Source organism: Pectobacterium aquaticum, from assembly GCF_003382565.3.
Taxonomy (GTDB): Bacteria; Pseudomonadota; Gammaproteobacteria; order Enterobacterales; family Enterobacteriaceae; genus Pectobacterium; species Pectobacterium aquaticum.
Genome location: NZ_CP086253.1, coordinates 4,235,928 through 4,253,830 on the forward strand (window position 1 = coordinate 4,235,928; position 17,903 = coordinate 4,253,830).

General features: G+C 56.4%; 17 protein-coding genes and 1 pseudogene. 14 read left to right on the forward strand and 4 right to left on the reverse strand.

The features are described from left to right. Positions 1 to 2: 2 nt before the first annotated feature. Positions 3 to 239, reverse strand: a complete 237-nt coding sequence (gene rpmB, locus DMB82_RS19595) for a 50S ribosomal protein L28 (RefSeq protein WP_005967968.1) — start codon at positions 237 to 239, stop codon at positions 3 to 5. A gap of 237 nt (positions 240 to 476) precedes the next feature. Then, entirely contained in the window at positions 477 to 1,142 is a 666-nt protein-coding gene (gene radC / locus DMB82_RS19600; protein ID WP_102117021.1) for a RadC family protein, read from the reverse strand. A 182-nt stretch (positions 1,143 to 1,324) separates the two neighbouring features. Here radC and coaBC point away from each other — a divergent pair, with 182 nt between their 5' ends. The 3 genes from coaBC to slmA all read left to right on the forward strand — a co-directional run bounded on the left by coaBC (position 1,325) and on the right by slmA (position 3,728). Continuing rightward, the gene (coaBC, locus tag DMB82_RS19605) at positions 1,325 to 2,572 is read left to right on the forward strand and encodes a bifunctional phosphopantothenoylcysteine decarboxylase/phosphopantothenate--cysteine ligase CoaBC (protein ID WP_420849730.1); all 1,248 of its coding nucleotides are present in this window, start codon (positions 1,325 to 1,327) and stop codon (positions 2,570 to 2,572) included. After that, the gene (gene dut, locus DMB82_RS19610) at positions 2,550 to 3,008 is read left to right on the forward strand and encodes a dUTP diphosphatase (protein WP_116156480.1); all 459 of its coding nucleotides are present in this window, start codon (positions 2,550 to 2,552) and stop codon (positions 3,006 to 3,008) included. Before coaBC ends, dut begins: the two co-directional genes overlap by 23 nt. Before the next feature lie 123 nt (positions 3,009 to 3,131). Continuing rightward, entirely contained in the window at positions 3,132 to 3,728 is a 597-nt protein-coding gene (slmA, locus tag DMB82_RS19615; RefSeq protein ID WP_005967978.1) for a nucleoid occlusion factor SlmA, read from the forward strand. 227 nt (positions 3,729 to 3,955) lie between these two features. Here slmA and pyrE read toward each other — a convergent pair whose 3' ends face one another. Both pyrE and rph read right to left on the reverse strand, forming a co-directional pair. Next, positions 3,956 to 4,597 (reverse strand): orotate phosphoribosyltransferase, encoded by a 642-nt coding sequence (gene pyrE / locus DMB82_RS19620; protein ID WP_102117022.1) that lies wholly within the window; start codon positions 4,595 to 4,597, stop codon positions 3,956 to 3,958. Positions 4,598 to 4,875: 278 nt separating this feature from the next. After that, positions 4,876 to 5,592 carry a ribonuclease PH gene (gene rph / locus DMB82_RS19625; protein ID WP_102117023.1) on the reverse strand — a complete coding sequence of 239 codons (717 nt, stop codon included), beginning with the start codon at positions 5,590 to 5,592 and terminating at the stop codon, positions 4,876 to 4,878. Between the two features lie 204 nt (positions 5,593 to 5,796). Between rph and ycjG the strand changes: the two genes are divergently transcribed. From ycjG to DMB82_RS19680, 11 genes and pseudogenes are all read left to right on the forward strand, one after another. Further along, positions 5,797 to 6,762, forward strand: coding sequence for an L-Ala-D/L-Glu epimerase (gene ycjG, locus DMB82_RS19630; protein ID WP_189338644.1), 966 nt, complete (start codon positions 5,797 to 5,799; stop codon positions 6,760 to 6,762). A 43-nt stretch (positions 6,763 to 6,805) separates the two neighbouring features. Further along, positions 6,806 to 8,677, forward strand: coding sequence for an ABC transporter ATP-binding protein (locus DMB82_RS19635; protein WP_116156482.1), 1,872 nt, complete (start codon positions 6,806 to 6,808; stop codon positions 8,675 to 8,677). A gap of 106 nt (positions 8,678 to 8,783) precedes the next feature. Then, positions 8,784 to 10,325, forward strand: coding sequence for a glutathione ABC transporter substrate-binding protein (locus tag DMB82_RS19640; protein ID WP_102117026.1), 1,542 nt, complete (start codon positions 8,784 to 8,786; stop codon positions 10,323 to 10,325). 18 nt (positions 10,326 to 10,343) lie between these two features. Next, the gene (locus DMB82_RS19645; protein ID WP_014913740.1) at positions 10,344 to 11,264 is read left to right on the forward strand and encodes an ABC transporter permease; all 921 of its coding nucleotides are present in this window, start codon (positions 10,344 to 10,346) and stop codon (positions 11,262 to 11,264) included. An 8-nt stretch (positions 11,265 to 11,272) separates the two neighbouring features. Beyond that, the gene (locus DMB82_RS19650) at positions 11,273 to 12,172 is read left to right on the forward strand and encodes an ABC transporter permease subunit (RefSeq protein WP_010300708.1); all 900 of its coding nucleotides are present in this window, start codon (positions 11,273 to 11,275) and stop codon (positions 12,170 to 12,172) included. Positions 12,173 to 12,198: 26 nt separating this feature from the next. Continuing rightward, positions 12,199 to 13,257 carry a DmpA family aminopeptidase gene (locus DMB82_RS19655; RefSeq protein ID WP_102117070.1) on the forward strand — a complete coding sequence of 353 codons (1,059 nt, stop codon included), beginning with the start codon at positions 12,199 to 12,201 and terminating at the stop codon, positions 13,255 to 13,257. A gap of 26 nt (positions 13,258 to 13,283) precedes the next feature. Then, positions 13,284 to 14,105, forward strand: a complete 822-nt coding sequence (locus DMB82_RS19660) for a M55 family metallopeptidase (protein WP_116162843.1) — start codon at positions 13,284 to 13,286, stop codon at positions 14,103 to 14,105. A 60-nt stretch (positions 14,106 to 14,165) separates the two neighbouring features. Then, positions 14,166 to 15,113: an isoaspartyl peptidase/L-asparaginase family protein gene (locus tag DMB82_RS19665; protein WP_116156484.1), complete on the forward strand. Its 948-nt coding sequence runs from the start codon at positions 14,166 to 14,168 to the stop codon at positions 15,111 to 15,113. 213 nt (positions 15,114 to 15,326) lie between these two features. After that, entirely contained in the window at positions 15,327 to 16,235 is a 909-nt protein-coding gene (locus tag DMB82_RS19670; protein WP_102117031.1) for a LysR family transcriptional regulator, read from the forward strand. Between the two features lie 98 nt (positions 16,236 to 16,333). Then, positions 16,334 to 17,197, forward strand: a complete 864-nt coding sequence (locus DMB82_RS19675; protein ID WP_102117032.1) for a YicC/YloC family endoribonuclease — start codon at positions 16,334 to 16,336, stop codon at positions 17,195 to 17,197. Positions 17,198 to 17,388: 191 nt separating this feature from the next. Next, positions 17,389 to 17,893 (forward strand): annotated as a pseudogene (locus DMB82_RS19680) (integrase arm-type DNA-binding domain-containing protein); the annotation flags it as partial. Positions 17,894 to 17,903: the final 10 nt, after the last annotated feature.

Sequence of the window (17,903 nt, forward strand, 5' to 3'; positions counted from 1 at the left end):
CCTTAATACTTTTCACCACGGGCACGCAGATCGGCCAGAACCGTCTCAATACCCTTCTTATCAATAACACGCATACCTTTAGCAGATACACGCAGTGTTACAAAGCGCTTCTCGCCTTCAACCCAAAAACGGTGTGAATGCAGGTTCGGCAGAAAACGGCGTTTGGTCGCATTCAGTGCGTGGGAACGGTTGTTCCCGGCCACCGGACGCTTGCCAGTAACTTGGCAGACTCGGGACATGTCTATTCTCCAAAAATCAAATCAGCTCGAGCTTCGTATAGGGTTTGGCCGCCTCGTCAGGCTTTAGAGCCCATCTCAGCAACTTCACTGAAAAGACTCTGTCATCAGGATAAACCTGCTGAGATAGGCTCTTAACGCCACACCCAAGATTCTCAAAGGTGGCGTAGTATACGCTCTGAAGCGTAAGTGCTCAAGTCCCGAACAGCTAAAGATCCCATTGGATCGCGGAAATATCTGTCAAATCCAGCCGCGCTCGGCAAAAGAAACGTATTCGCCATGCCCAATGACCAAATGATCGAGCACGCGGATCTCCATTAACAGACAGGCTTTAACAATCTGTTCGGTTATCGCACGGTCAGCCTGACTCGGCTCCGCTTTTCCGGATGGATGATTATGCGCCAGTATTAACGCGGCAGCATTGGCTTTTAGCGCTTCACGCACAATTTCACGCGGGTGGACTTCCACGCTGTTAATCGTACCAACAAACATCTCCTGATGGCGAATAACGTGGTGCTGATTGTCTAAAAACAGGACTAAAAAGACCTCGCGTTCACGTCGAGACAATAGCAGTTGCAGATATTGCCCCGTTGCTTCTGGGTTTAGCATGGCATCTTCTTTCGCCAACCGAGAGAAAAACAGCCGCCGCGACAGCTCTGCGATCGCCTTGATTTGCGTATATTTCGATATTCCCACCCCTTTAGCGCTATGAAATGCGGACTGGTCAGCCATCATCAACTGATATAACGATCCGAACTGCACCAGCAAATCCTCTGCCAGTTGCATCACATGTACGCCCGGCAGCCCAGTGCGTAAAAAAATCGCCAGCAATTCGGCATCTGTCAGCGATTCCGCCCCTAAGCGCACCAGCTTTTCACGCGGTGCCAATTCCTTTTCCCAGCCCATCATTCCTCCCTATACCGCTCGACGGCATCATGCCACGCCCGTAAAAACAGGACGATATCGGCGATAAAAGGCTGCGAAGTGCTTCGCAATCTTCTTAGGGAAGCCACGGTAACCATCTTAAGATTCCTATCTGGCCACAAGGTTATGGTAAAATAGCGCATCTTCTGACTTTCAATCGGACCATGATGATGACGGAATTTTCCAGCCTGAATGCCCTCTCCGGCAAACGAATCGTGCTGGGTATCAGCGGCGGCATTGCCGCGTATAAGTGCCCAGAACTGGTGCGGCGCCTGCGCGATGGTGGAGCTGACGTACGCATTGTCATGACCTCTGCCGCTAAAGCGTTCATCACGCCGCTGACGCTGCAAGCCGTCTCCGGCTACCCAGTATCAGACGACCTGCTCGACCCCGCGGCGGAAGCCTCAATGGGCCACATCGAGTTAGGAAAATGGGCAGATTTAGTCATTCTTGCCCCAGCGACTGCCGACCTTATCGCACGAGTCGCCGCCGGCATGGCGAATGACCTGCTAACCACGATCTGTCTGGCGACATCCGCCCCTATCGCCGTTGTCCCTGCGATGAATCAGCAGATGTATCGCGCACAGCCCACGCAGGACAACCTGCGCACGCTGGCCGCGCGCGGTTTACCGATCTGGGGGCCAGATAGCGGCAGTCAGGCGTGTGGCGACGTTGGGCCGGGCCGCATGATCGACCCAATGGAGATTGTCGGGCTGGCGCAGCATCATTTTTCTGCCATCAACGATCTGCAACATCTGAACATTCTGGTCACCGCTGGGCCGACGAGAGAAGCGCTGGATCCCGTTCGCTTTGTCACCAACCACAGCTCCGGGAAAATGGGCTTTGCTATCGCACAGGCCGCTGCCGCCCGTGGTGCGAATGTCACACTGGTAAGCGGCCCGGTTTCGCTCGCCACACCGCAGGGCGTCACGCGTATTGACGTCGGCAGCGCGTTGGAGATGGAGCACGCGGTGATGGCACACGCGGCTCATCAGCACATTGTGATCGGTTGTGCGGCGGTTGCCGACTACCGCGCCAAACACATCGCCGATGAGAAGATAAAAAAACAGAATCAGCAGGGCGATGAAATGACTCTCACTCTGGTCAAAAATCCAGATATTATCGCCGGTGTCGCCGCCATGACGAAAAACCGTCCTTATGTTGTCGGGTTTGCTGCCGAAACCCAGAATGTGGAAGAATACGCCCGACAAAAACTGGCGCGTAAAAAGTTGGATCTGATTTGCGCGAACAACGTTTCTCTTTCCGGGCATGGTTTTAACAGTGAAACCAATGCGTTACACCTCTTTTGGCAAGGTGGTGACACGCCGTTGCCGCAATGCGACAAGCGTCTGCTTGGCCAAAAATTAATCGACGAGATTATCAGCCGTTATGATGAAAAAAATCGACGTTAAGATTGTTGACCCGCGCGTTGGGCAGCAATTTCCGTTACCGACCTATGCCACACCGGGTTCTGCTGGGCTCGATCTGCGTGCCTGTCTGGATCAGGCGATTGAACTCAAAGCAGGGGAAACGATCCTGATTCCAACTGGGCTGGCGATTCACATTGCCGATACTGGGCTGGCAGCGGTTATCCTGCCCCGCTCCGGGCTGGGCCACAAGCACGGCGTAGTGCTGGGGAATCTGGTGGGGCTGATTGATTCGGACTATCAGGGACAGTTGATGGTTTCCGTCTGGAACCGTGGTCAACAAACGTTTACGGTTGAACCGGGCGAGCGCATCGCACAGATGGTTTTTGTGCCCGTCGTTCAGGCCGAATTTAATCTGGTCGAAGATTTTGTCGGCAGCGAACGTGGAGAAGGCGGCTTCGGCCACTCTGGCCGTAGCTAACGCGATCCAGCCACCCATAGTGTAAAAATTCCTATAAGCCACAGCGCCGACTCAAACGGGAATGGCAACTGTGGTGCTAACGGGTGCTTGTCAGTCAAATATTTAGCAAGGGTCTTTTCAGACATGGCAGAAAAAGAAAATACGAAAAGGAATCGCCGCGAGGAAATTTTGCAGGCGCTGGCGCAGATGCTGGAATCCAGCGACGGTAGCCAACGTATCACCACGGCAAAATTAGCTGCGAACGTCGGCGTGTCCGAAGCGGCGCTCTACCGGCATTTCCCCAGTAAAACGCGGATGTTTGATAGCCTGATTGAATTTATTGAGGATAGCCTGACCACCCGCATTAACCTGATTCTGCAAGACGAAAAAGAAACGTTTAATCGTCTTCGTCTGATTTTGCTGCTTATTTTAGGGTTTGCGGAACGAAATCCGGGTCTGACTCGCATCATGACCGGCCATGCGCTGATGTTTGAACAGGATCGCTTGCAGGGGCGGATTAACCAGCTATTTGAGCGTATTGAATCGCAACTGCGTCAGGTGTTGCGCGAGCACAAGCTACGCGATGGCAAAGGTTTCCAGCATGATGAAACGCTGCTAGCCAGCCAACTATTAGCATTTTGCGAAGGGATGTTGTCGCGCTTCATTCGCTCTGAATTCCGCTATCGTCCGACGCAGGAATTCGACACCCGTTGGCCGCTGTTGGCAGCACAGCTGAACTAAACGCCGCTCTTAGAGATTAAAACCCGCCAGATATTCCTGCCGGGTCCGACCGTTGACAAACCTATTTGCCAAACGGAAACGGGGTAACGGAATAGAAGAGTAAAGCGTTTGCGCCAGGGATGGCGCAATCCGAGCTTACAGGGACGTACTTGTAGCGTCTTTACGATCTATCCGTTACTCCCGCTCTACAGGCTTTGTCAGCAACCTCGGGTTCCTGACTCACTACGTTAAATCCCGAACTGCTCACGATAGGCTTTCACCGCATCCAGATGCGCTGCCATTTCTGGTTTTTCCGCTAGATAAGCAATCAAATCCGTTAGCGTAATAATCGAAATCACCGTGCACTGATAGTCGCGTTCCACTTCCTGAATCGCGGACAGTTCGGCGCGGCCGCGTTCCTGACGATCCAGCGCAATCATCACCCCCGCCAACGTCGCGCCGTGCGCACCGATGATCGCCATCGATTCACGAATCGCCGTACCCGCCGTAATCACGTCATCCACCAGCATCACGCGGCCCTGTAACGGGCTACCGACCAGGCTGCCGCCCTCGCCGTGGTCTTTCGCTTCTTTACGGTTGAAACAGTACGGCAGGTCGCGATCGTGGTGTTCTGCCAGCGCCACCGCAGCGGTGGTGGCTATCGGAATGCCTTTGTAAGCCGGTCCGAACAGCAAATCAAACGCTACGCCGGAATCAACCAAGGCTTCCGCATAAAAACGCCCCAGTAAGGCCAGATCGCGCCCGGTATTAAACAGCCCGGCGTTGAAGAAATAGGGACTGATACGCCCGGATTTCAGGGTGAACTCGCCGAACTTCAATACCTGCTTGCTGAGTGCAAACTCAATAAACTGGCGCTGGTAGGCTTTCATTACTGCATCTCCTCGTCTTACGAATTAATCACGTTGTTGAGCAATTTATATATACCCTAAATAATTCGAGTTGCAGGAAGGCGGCGACGCAGTGAGTCCCCAGGAGCTTACACAAGTAAGTGACTGGGGTGAGCGAGGACAAATTGGCTTAGCCAATTTGAACGCCGCTTGCGGCGGCCCGTCAGGGCGAGGCTCAGCGATGAGCCGAGTATTGCCAACGCACATGCAGCTTGAAGTATGACGGGTATAAAAAAGCGACCCATTGGTCGCTTATAAAATCAATCGATTAAGGCCGCTTTCTGCGCCTGAACGATGGTATCAATTCCCCCTCGGGCTAGCGCCAGCAGGGTGAGCAATTCTTCGTGGCTAAACGGCTCGCCTTCGGCCGTCCCTTGCACTTCAATCATGCGGCCGTCTTCGGTCATGACCACATTCATGTCGGTTTCCGCAGCGGAATCTTCCACGTATTCCAGATCGCACAGCGCTTCGCCGTTCACGATGCCGACGGACACGGCGGCGATCATGCCTTTCATCGGGTTCTTTTTCAGCTTACCCTTGGCAACCATCTGGTTCAGCGCGTCGGCCAGCGCCACGCAGGCACCGGTGATGGACGCCGTACGCGTGCCGCCATCCGCCTGTAAGACATCGCAGTCGAGCGTAATGGTGTATTCGCCGAGTACTTTCAGGTCGATTGCCGCACGTAAAGAACGTGCAATCAGGCGCTGAATCTCCAGCGTCCGACCGCCCTGCTTACCTTTGGCGGCTTCACGCGCGTTACGGCTGTGCGTCGCACGCGGCAGCATGCCGTATTCGGCGGTGACCCATCCTTGTCCCTGGCCTTTCAGAAAGCGCGGAACACCCTCTTCTACCGTGGCATTGCATAACACTTTGGTGTCGCCAAACTCGACTAAAACGGAACCTTCAGCGTGTTTCGTGTAATGACGGGTGAATGTAAGGGGGCGTACTTGCTGTGCACTTCGGCCTGTTGGGCGCATGGCTCATCTCCGGTGGGTCAATGAAAACTGGCGCGTATTATACACGAAATCCTTCGCGTTGCGGGAAAGCGGCATCAGAAAGCCATACCTTGAACTTAGGGTATAACCTGAGGTTATACCCTACTGATGAACAAGTATTCGTCAGTGATGATGCATCATGAAATAGTCCGTTCATCCCTTGAGCGTTGATGAGAAAAAATCATGATGCGGCATATGCAAATTGAAACGGTCAATCTGCCCCTAGCCCGTCCTATGGCGGTTGATAACGGGACGCGTCGCGCGGTTACCGTTATCCGCGTCGCGTTGGAAGAAAAAGGATTTATTGGACAAGGCGAATGTACGCCAGTCGCCCATTATGGCGAGTCCGCCGACAGCGTATGTCGCCAGCTCTCTGCGGTCCGTGAGGCAATAGAACACGGCCTGACCATCGAACAGCTCCAGAAAGATTTATCACCGGGTGCGGCCAGAAATGCGCTGGACTGCGCCCTGTGGCGGCTCAACACCGCATTGGAAAAACAGACGCTGTGGCAGCGCATCGGCATTCATCCCCCCACGTCCGTGATCTGTGCGCAAACGTTGGCGCTCGACAGCGTGGAGAGAATGGCCGCCGCCGCATCCAATGCGGTTTCCCACGGCGCCCTGCTGCTAAAAATCAAACTGGATCGCGAGCTGATTCTGGAGAAGATCGCCGCCATTCGTGCCGCCGCGCCCAATGCCAGATTGATTATCGATGCAAGAGCGAGCTGGAGCGGACTGGATTTACATAGCCTGTCTACCGCTCTGCTGCCTTATCAGGTCGCCATGATTGAGCAACCGCTTCCTGTCGGTAAGGACGAGGATTTACAGCGGTTTTCTCACCCGATTCCGATCTGCGCGGACGAAAGTTGCCGCCACAGCGGAGACATCGTCGGGCTGCGTCGTCGTTACGACATGATCAACATCAAGCTGGACAAGTGTGGCGGGCTAACCGAAGCGCTGGCGATGGTGCGCGAAGCCCACTTTCACGGCCTGCGCATTATGGTCGGCTGCACGCTGGGCTCGTCAATGGCGATGGAAGCCGCCCTGCCCGTCGCCGCCGATGCCGAGCACGTCGATCTCGATGGCCCTATTTGGCTAGCCGCCGACAGTTCGCCTTATCTGACCTATAACCTCGGCCGAATCTGGCTATGACGCCATTAACCGCAGTAACCCTAAATCATCAACCGGAGTGACCATGACGGATATCATGCACGCGGGTGCCGCCACAGCACCCGGTAACGCCCCCAGACCTGTACTGGAAATCGACGATCTGAGCGTCAGCTTTAGTGGCCGTTCCGGTACGCATCAGGCGCTAAAAGGCATTTCCTTTACCGTGAATAAAGGGGAAGTGGTCGCCGTGGTCGGCGAAAGTGGTTCAGGCAAGTCCGTGACGTCACTCGCCGTGATGGGGCTGCTGGCGGACTCTGCCAACATCGAACGCGGTGCGCTACGTTTCACCGCACGCGACGGCCAACAGCATGACCTGCTGAGTATGAAAGCAGAAGCGCGTCGTAAGCTACGCGGTCGCGATCTCGCGATGATTTTTCAGGAACCGATGACCTCGCTTAATCCGGTGCTGAAAGTCGGCGATCAGCTCACCGAAGCCCTGCTTGACCACAAAATCTGCGATGCCGCCAGCGCGGACAAAAAAGCCCGTGAGCTGCTGCACAAGGTGCGCATCGCAGACGTCGATCGCGTGATGAAAAGCTACCCGCACTCGCTGTCCGGCGGGATGCGCCAACGCGTGATGATTGCACAGGCGCTGGCCTGCGATCCGCAGCTGTTGATTGCCGATGAACCGACCACCGCGCTGGACGTCACCGTGCAGGCACGCATTCTGCAAATCCTGCGCGACCTGCAACAGCAGAGTGACATGGCGGTGCTGTTTATCACGCACGACATGGGCGTGGTAGCGGAAATCGCCGATCGCGTGGTCGTGATGTATCGCGGCGAGATCGTGGAGCAAGGCACCGTCGAACAGATTTTTGCCGCACCACAACACCCTTATACCCAGTCGCTGCTGGCCGCCGTACCGAAGCTGGGCGACATGCGCGATAGCCTCTGGCCGAAGCGCTTTCCTTTACTGGGACAGGCTGCCGATCCAGAAAATAGTGAGCAGGTCACCGCACGCTATGACGCTGAGCCACTGTTAGATATTCGCGGACTGAGCGTGTATTACCCCATGCGCAGTGGGATTTTATCCACTATCACCCACCACGTTCACGCGGTAGAACAGATCGATTTCAACGTCTGGCCGGGCGAAACGCTGGCTATCGTCGGGGAAAGCGGCTGCGGCAAGTCCACCACCGGACGCGCCCTGCTGCGTCTGGTACAGAGCCAAGCCGAAAGCATTCATTTTCAGGGTAACGAAATTTCCCAGATGAAAGAGCGGGATTTCCAGCCGCTGCGTCGGGAAATGCAGATGGTGTTTCAAGACCCGTACGCCTCGCTCAATCCGCGCCTGACGGTCGGCTTCACGATTGCGGAACCGCTGCTGCTGCACGGGTTGGTGAAATCGCTGGAAGAAGCCACACCACAGGTGCAGGCGCTGTTAAAAAGCGTCGGCCTACTGCCTGAGCACGCGCGTCGTTATCCGCACGAGTTTTCCGGCGGGCAGCGTCAGCGTATCGCGATTGCCCGCGCGATGGCGCTACAGCCGCAGGTCATCATTGCTGACGAAGCCGTTTCGGCGCTCGATGTGTCAATTCAGGCGCAGGTCGTCAACCTGATGATGGATCTCCAGAAGAAAACCGGCGTGTCGTGGATTTTCATCTCGCACGATATGGCCGTCGTCGAGCGCATCGCCAACCGCGTCGCGGTGATGTACCTCGGCCAGATTGTGGAGATCGGCCCGCGTCAGTCGGTGTTTAACGACCCGCAGCACCCATATACCCGCCGCCTGTTGGCCTCGGTTCCGATTGCCGATCCAACCCGTCGCGGCGCACGCCAGTTTGACGACAGCGAAATCCCCTCACCCTTGCGTAAAGCAGGCGAGGCCGTCGCCAAAACGCGCTACCGAGAGGTTGCGCCGCAGCACTGGGTCGCCGACAACGAATCGGCCGCCTGAAACACGACGTCATGACAAGAAAATAGCCATAAAACACAATTTATTTATAAAAAACAACGTTTTTATAAAACACAACACACGTTCATTGCTGACCAGGAGAGAAACCATGAAGCCATTCGTTCGTCGCTCTGCCGTTGCCCTCGGGCTCTCACTGTGTCTGGCGGCTGTTGCCCAGGCGCAAGACCTTCGTATTTCCATCTATGCCGATATCACCGGGCTCGACCCGCACGATACCTCGGACACGCTGAGCTACTCCATTCAGAGCGGCATCTTCGAGCGTCTGTTCCAGTTCGATAATAAAATGAAGCTGGTGCCGCGTCTGGCGACGGGCTACACCAGTAATGACACCGCCACCGAGTTCGTCGTTACGCTGCGCGAAGGCATCACCTTCCAGGACGGCACCCCCTTCAACGCCGACGCCGTTAAAGCTAACCTCGACCGTCTGGCCGATCAAAGCAAAGGCTTAAAGCGCAACAGCCTGTTTAACATGGTACAAACCGTCACCGTTCTGTCGCCCACGCAGGTTAAAATCGAGCTGAACAAATCCTTCGGTGCCTTTGTCAACACGCTGGCGCACCCGTCTGCCGTTATGCACAGCCCAGAAGCGCTGAAGAAATACCCAGACGAAGCACAGTTGCGCGTGCACCCAGTCGGTACTGGCCCGTTCAAGTTCACCGAATGGCAGCAGGGTAAAGACGTGAAGCTGGTGAAATTCGACAACTACTGGCAGAAAGGCTGGCCGAAAGTCGACAGCGTGACCTTCTACCCGACGCCGGAAGATTCCACCCGCGTGGCGTCACTGAAATCCGGCCAGGTTGATGCAGTGTATCCGCTGCCTTCCGACCTGATCGGCACCGTACAAAACGACAGCAAGCTGGCGATTCAGCGCGACCCGAGTATTTATCAATTCTGGCTGGCGATGAACAACCTGCGTCCGCCGCTTAACGATATCCGCGTACGTCAGGCGCTCAACTACGCCATCAACCGCGACATCTGGCTGAAAGTCGGCTTTGCTGGCATGGGTGTTCCTGCCTCTTCTGCGATGGCACCAGACGTGCAGTTCTTCGCACGCCAAAGCTCACCGAACTACACCTATAACCCGGAAAAAGCCAAGGCGCTGCTGAAAGAAGCAGGCTACGCCAACGGCCTGAGCCTAAAACTGTGGACGACGAACCGCACCGACTACATCCGTAGCGCGCAGTTCTTCAAACAGCAGTTAGAGCAGGTCGGCATCAAGGTCACCGTCACCCCGATGGATTCCGGGATGCGTAACGCCAAACTGTTTGGTGTTAAAGATCCGAAAGACGCCGAATTTGACCTGTTCTACAACGGCTGGTCTCCGTCTACCGGTGATGCTGACTGGGCACTGCGTCCGCTGTTCGCGACAGAATCCTGGGTTCCGGTTGCGTATAACGTTTCCTACTACAGCAATCCGGTAACGGATAAAGCGATTACCGCTGGGCTGGCGACGGCCGATAACGACAAACGTGCTGCGGCTTATGCCGATGCACAGCGTCAGATTTGGCAGGATGCGCCTGTGGTCTTCCTGGGCTCGCCGGACAACGTTGTCGGCAAAACCAAGAACCTCGACGGCGTGTACATGCTGGCGGATGGCTCGCTGATCTTCGATCAGGCTGAATTTAAGTAATCGGTCAGGGAGAACGCCATGTTTGCTTATATCGTCCGACGTTTGCTGGAAATGATCCCGGTTCTGCTGGTGGTCTCCCTGTTAGTGTTCGGTTTTATAAAACTGTTGCCGGGCGATCCGGCACGTATTTATGCAGGTGCTGACGCGACCATTGAGGCGGTGGAAGCCGCCCGTCAGCAGTTAGGATTGAACGACCCGCTGCCGCAGCAGTATGTCCACTGGCTCGGCGGCCTGTTCAGCGGCGATCTGGGTGTGACGTACCGCACCCAGCAACCCGTCATCGACGTCATCAGCAAGAGCTTTATGCCCACCATGTGGCTGGCGCTGGCAGGCTTTGTCTGGTCGGTGCTGCTTGGCCTGCTGATTGGCGTGGTTTCCGCGCTCAAGCGGGGGAAATGGCAGGACTGGACGCTGATGAGCTTCGCGGTCGGCGGAATTTCGATGCCGCCGTTCTGGCTCGGCCTGTTGCTGATTCAGTTTGTCGCCATGCCGTTCGGCGTCTTTTCCGTCAGCGGCTTTAATCAGCCCAGCGACATCATTCTGCCCGCGCTGACGCTCGGGGCATCGGTAGCTGCCGTTATGGCACGCTTTACCCGCTCCGCGTTTCTGGAAGTCGCACAGGAAGACTACGTCCGCACCGCGCGCTCCAAGGGGCTGCGCAATCGGCTAGTCACCTGGAAGCACGTGATGCGTAACGCGCTGATTCCAGTCATCACCATGCTTGGGCTGCAATTCGGCTTCCTGCTTGGTGGCTCCATCGTGGTTGAAAGCGTGTTTAGCTGGCCGGGTCTGGGCTGGCTGCTGATTGAATCGATCAAGACGCAGGATCAGCCAGTCATTCAGGCACTGGTGATGCTGTTCGTGTTTGAATTTATTGTCATTAATCTGTTGGTGGACCTGCTGTACGCGGTGGTCAATCCGGCGATTCGCCTACGTTAGGAGACACGATGAACCTTCCTCCAGAACCCGTCGTGGCTGTTGCCACGCTTGATGAAGAGACGATACGTTCGCCGTGGCGCGACTTCGTTCAGGTCTTTATCCGTAACCCGATGGCGCTGGTTTCCAGCGGCTTCGTCCTGCTGCTGGTACTGGTCGCCATTTTCGCCCCCTGGCTGGCACCGTGGAACCCGATGGAGCCTGACTGGGCATCACTGGCTTCACCGCCTTCAGCGGCGCACTGGATGGGTACCGACGATCTCGGGCGCGATGTGATGAGCCGTATCATCTACGGTGCACGCATCTCGTTATATATCGGCATCTTTTCCGTCACGCTGGGCATGCTGGTCGGCATCGTGCTCGGCCTGCTGGCGGGATACTACGGCCGCTGGGTGGATACGCTGATCATGCGCGGTTCCGACGTGCTGTTCGCCTTCCCCGGCATGCTGCTGGCGATTGCGGTCGTCGCGATCCTCGGCCCCGGCCTGAATAACGTGATTATCGCCGTCGCGGTCTTCAGCGTACCGGTCTTCGCCCGCATCGTGCGTGCTTCTACGCTGTCGCTGAAACAGGCGGCCTATGTGGAAGCGGTACGCTGCGCTGGTGCACCGGATCGCATTGTGCTGATGCGCCACATCCTGCCCGGCACGCTGCCTAACGTGATCGTTTATTTCACCATGCGTATCGGCACCAGTATCCTGACCGCGGCAGGCCTGAGCTTCATCGGCCTTGGCCCAGAGCCGGACGTACCAGAATGGGGCAACATTCTCGCCATGAGCCGCAGCCTGATGATGGCAGGTGCCTGGCACGTCAGCGTGTTCCCCGGTCTGGCGATTTTCTTCACCGTGCTGGCGTTTAACCTGCTTGGGGATGCGCTGCGTGATACGCTCGATCCCAAACTGAAAAGCTGAGGAAGGCGATGCACGGCGATCACCAGATGAACGATTATCAACAGCAGTTGCAGGCGCTATTGCTACAACGCTGGAAAACGACGCGGCAGTTGGGTACGCCGCGCTCGGCCAGCGGAACGCATAATAGCATTAGCGATGTGGCAGGCGTACGCGTCGGCCACTGCACGCTGGCTGCAGGCGAAGTGCAAACCGGCGTCACGGCGATTGTGCCGCCCGGCGAGAACCTGTTTACCCAGCCTCTGCCCTGCGGCACGGCGGTGCTGAACGGCTTCGCTAAACCCGTCGGACTGGTACAGATCGAGGAATTGGGGCTGTTGCAAACGCCCATTTTACTCAGCAACACGCTGGCCACCGGCACGCTGTTTACCGCGCTGGTGCGCGATGCCATTTCCCGCAATCCTGAACTGGGTCGCACGCTGCCGACGGTGAACCCGCTGGCGCTGGAGTGCAACGACGGCTGGCTGAACGACATTCAGGCGCTGGCGGTCACGGAACACATGGCGCGACACGCGCTGGCTAGCGCAACGGACAGCTTCGCACGCGGCAGCGTGGGTGCCGGACGCGGTATGAGCTGCTTTAGTCTGAAAGGCGGCATCGGCACCGCATCACGCCTGATTCCTGAATTGAACGCTACGCTCGGCGTGTTGGTGCTGGCAAACTTCGGCACGCTTTCCGCGCTGACGCTGGACGGCGTGCAGATGGGCGACGCCATCGCCCCTATCCTGCCGGGGCTCGCGCCACAGCAGGACGCCGGATCGATCATCATTATCATGGCGACGGATGCCCCGCTCGATGCGCGCCAGCTCAAGCGCATCGCCAAGCGTGCTGGTGCAGGATTAGGTCGGCTCGGCAGCTACTGGGGACACGGTTCCGGCGATATCGCCGTTGCATTTTCCACCTGCCCACAGCCGCAACCGCCGGAGGATGCGCAGCTTGAATCGCTGTTAAGCGCCGCCGCCGACGCGACCGAACACGCGGTGCTCGACGCCATGCTTCAGGCAGACGCCGTGACCGGTTTTCGCGGCCATCATCGCCCGACGCTGCCACAGGCGTTGGATCGGTTGGCTGCAACTCTTTATCCATAAGCAAATTCTCCCGTAGGAAACTGATTATGAAAGTGTTTATCTCTGCTGATATCGAAGGGATCGCTGGCGTGATGCGCCCGGAACAGTGCAGCCCCGGCACCGCAGAATACCAGTTGGCGCGCGGCCTGATGGAGCAGGAAGTGAATGCCGCGATTGACGGTGCGTTCGCGGGTGGCGCAACAGAGGTGGTAGTCGCCGACAGCCATGCGGCAATGGTCAATCTGCGCGCGGAGAACATCGACGCCCGCGCCCGACTGGTACAAGGTAAACCGCGCGGCTATTCGATGGTAGAAGGGCTGGAGCAACAACAGTTCGACGGCCTGATGTTCATCGGTTATCACAGCGCGGCAGGCGAGTTTGGCGTGTTATCGCATACCATCAATGGTCGTGCGTTCTACCGCGTGTGCATCAACGGTGAAATCATGGGCGAGAGCGACATCTACGCTGCCGCCGGTGTGGAACAGAAGACGCCACTCTGGCTGGTCAGCGGTGACGACACGCTCCAGAGCTGGATCGCCCGCTACTACCCTGCCACCGATTACGCCTGCGTCAAACGCGCCATTTCACAGCATGCGGCAGAATCCCTCAGCACCGAACAGGCCCGTCAGGTGATTCGTGACGCAGCAAAAGCGGCGGTGGAAAAAGCGCACCGGACGCTGAACTCACGGATTCAGGCGCCCTACCGTCTCGAACTGATGGTGGCAAAGCCGGTACTGGCCGATCTATTCTGTCTGCTGCCGAATGTTGAACGTTTGGATGCCATAACCGTAGGTTATACGGCGCAGAGCATGCGGGAAATCACCAGCCTGCTGGGTGCCTTCTCCTATCTGGCGACAACGCAAAACTGATTCCGGTCTCTCCGCCCCTGATTTCGGGGGCGTAAACCGCTTGAAAAGAGACTTTATCGCATGACGAAACCCGTGATTGTGATCCACGGTGGCGCAGGTGCGCTGACCCGCTCGGCTATGAGCGCTGAAAAAGAGCAACGCTATCTGGCGGCGCTGTCCGAGATTGTCGCCAGCGGACAACGCATTCTGGCTGAAAACGGCAGCGCGTTGGATGCCGTAACGGAAGCCGTCCGTCTGTTGGAAGAGTGCCCGTTATTCAACGCCGGACACGGTTCGGTCTTCACCCACGCAGAAACCCACGAACTGGACGCCAGCATCATGGACGGACGGTCGCTGGATGCTGGCGCGGTCAGTTGCGTCAGCCATATCCGTAACCCGATTCTGGCCGCGCGTACCGTACTCGAAGCCAGCCCGCATGTGATGTTTACCGCCGACGGAGCGGAAGCCTTTGCACAACAGCACGGTCTGGACATGGTCGATCCGGCGTTTTTCTCCACCGACGAACGCCGTCAGCAGCTTCATAACGCACAGGCAGGCTCAGGCCGCGTCATCCTCGATCATGATGGTCAGAACGACCCTATCGATCCCGACCGTAAATTCGGCACCGTCGGCGCGGTAGCACTGGACAGCGCAGGTAACCTCGCGGCGGCAACCTCGACGGGCGGCATGACCAACAAACAGGCCGGACGCGTGGGTGACAGCCCCATCATCGGCGCAGGCTGCTACGCCAACAATCAGACGGTGGCGGTTTCCTGCACCGGCACCGGGGAAGTCTTCATGCGTGCCGTCGCCGCCTATGATGTTTCTGCGCTGATGGAATACGCCGGACTGACGCTACAGCAGGCCAGCGATCGCGTAGTCATGGAGAAACTCGTGCAAATGGACGGCAGCGGCGGGCTGATTGCCGTCGATAAAGCAGGCAACATCGCCCTGCCATTTAACAGCGAAGGCATGTACCGCGGCTATGGCTACGTGGGAGAAGTTCCCGTCGCCGATATTTATCGCTAAGTCTGTCGCGCTACCATACATAGGTCGAATTGCACCATTTTCGATCATGACGCCCAATTATGGGGCATTGCGCCCCGTAATTGGGCAACCCGATCATGAGGAAACGCCGCGGGCCGCGCAGGAACAAAATTAGAAACTGGCGTAATAATTGCAGGTATTTTGGTTATTACTCATACGATGCTCATTAGAAAGCGTCAGCCGGAGCCTGCAACCATGCGATTACGCCATATTGAAATCTTCCAGGCCATTGTTCAGGCAGGTACCATCAGCGGCGCGGCCCGTTTACTCAATGTCTCGCAACCGAACGTCAGCCGGGTACTGAACCACGCAGAGCAGCAGCTCGGTTTTTCCCTGTTTGAACGTCGCACACAGGGAATGATCGCCACCGAAGAAGGGCTGCGCCTGATACCGAAAGTGCAGGAGCTTTTCAGCCATCTGCAAAGCATCAGTTCGCTCACCGAACAAATCAAAACCAGCAAGGCCCACTCCGTACGGCTGGGTGCAGCGCACGCATTCGGGCAAATGATCGTGGCCCCAACGCTGGTGGAGTTTCATAAGCAGGCAGCCTCGGTTAACGTCGAACTGGTTACCGAACACTTCAGCACGCTGTGCCAGAACATCCTGCAAAACCAGCTCGATTTCGCACTGATCTTTGGTCAGCAGGTGCCGTCCGAACTGCTGGCAGAACCGCTGTTCCAGTCCACGATGGTTGCCCTGCTGCCGAAAGACAGCCCGATAAACGGCCCTGTCTCGCTGGAATGGCTGTGCAACAACAATCTGCTGATGATGCAGCATCAGGACCCGCTCGGTCAGGTGGTACACCGCGCCCTGCGCGACAAAGCGCTACAGCCGGCGGCGTCGCTCTACATCAAAACCTACTCGGTGATTGCCGACATGGTGCTGGCGGGCGGCGGTACGGGCATCGTCGATCTCTTTACCGCCTGTCGCTACGCCGACCAGCTCAAGATTGTCCCTATCGACCAGCCGCTGCCTTTTGAAGTCACGCTGATCAGCCGCCGCGACAACCCACAGTCACAGGCGACACTGCAACTAAAACAGATGATGAAAAACCGCTGTCGCGACATCGCCAGACAGAACGAAGCCTTACTTTACGCCGCCTGATTCTCGACGGGTGGCACTGGGCAAACGGTTTTTCCTATCCCCTGCACGGGACTCAACGCTATAATCCGTCTCATCATTTGCTTTACAGGTATGCACCAATGATTCGCAGCATGACCGCTTACGCCCGCCGAGAGATCAAGGGCAACTGGGGAAGCGCAGCCTGGGAACTGCGTTCCGTTAACCAGCGCTATCTGGAAACCTATCTTCGTTTACCGGAACAATTCCGCAGCCTCGAACCTGTGGCGCGTGAGCGCATCCGCGCCCGCTTAACCCGTGGAAAAATCGAATGCAACCTGCGTTTTGAGCTCGACCCGAGTGCGCAAAGTGCGCTGATCCTGAACGAAAAGCTGGCGAAACAGCTGGTTAATGCCGCTAACTGGGTCAAGATGCAGAGCGACGAAGGGGAAATCAACCCAGTTGATATCCTGCGCTGGCCCGGCGTGATGTTGGCGGAAGAGCAGGATCTGGACGCCATCAGCGCCGAACTGCTGACCGCGCTAGAAGGCGCGTTAGATGATTTCATCGCCGCCCGCGAAAGCGAAGGCAACGCGTTGAAAGGGATGATCGAACAGCGTCTGGCGGGCGTCAGCGCCGAAGTCGTCAAAGTTCGTGCCCAGATGCCAAACATCCTGCTCTGGCAGCGCGAACGCCTGCAAAGCAAGCTGGAAGATGCGCAAGTACAGCTGGAAAATAACCGTCTGGAACAGGAACTGGTTCTGATGGCACAGCGCGTCGACGTCGCCGAAGAACTCGACCGCCTCGACGCTCACGTCAAAGAAACCTACAAAATCCTGAAAAAAGAAGAAGCCGTCGGCCGCCGCCTCGACTTCATGATGCAGGAATTCAACCGCGAATCGAACACGCTGGCCTCGAAATCCATCAACGCCGACGTCACCGCGTCAGCCATTGAGTTGAAAGTGCTGATCGAGCAAATGCGGGAACAGATTCAGAATATCGAGTAATGTTTCACGCGATCTCGCGTAGTATCACTAAGTCTCGTCAGGATAAAAAGGCCATTGTAAATCATGGCCTTTTTTGTTTTATATAGTCTCATGATGTATCACTAGAGCGCGTGTTCAGCGTGTACTTAAAGGTGTACTTACTCAGTCTTAAGTACACGTATTTAAGTACACCCCCTGATGATGAGAGACATATGGGAAAACTGACAGACATACAAATCCGTACATGGATTAGAAACAACGAGCGCTTCGCAGGACGTTCTGATGGCAATGGCCTATATCTCTGTTTTCCAGAGAAATATAAAGAGATGTTCTGGCGATTTCGTTACAAAATCGCAGGAAAATCCAGAGTGATGCTTATTGGCTACTACCCCGCCATTTCTCTCGCTAAAGCGCGGGAAATGGCTAAAGAGCTTTCTGCCCGTGTCGCTCTGGGACATGACGTAGCAGGAGAGAAGCAGGAGCGTAAAGCTGAAGCGTTGAAGAAGATGGAAGAAGAAAAACATGCGCTGAAAGTATCAGCACTGGCCGCTGAATACTTTGAACGTCAGATTCTGCCCCGCTGGAAACATCCAGACATTTTGCGCCGCCGTATCGACAAGGACATAAATCCTTGCATTGGTCACATGAAGGTCGAGGACGTAACCGCGCCATATTGATGACATGCTAAAAGGCATCGTAGATCGCGGAGCGCCAACCGGTAATGCCT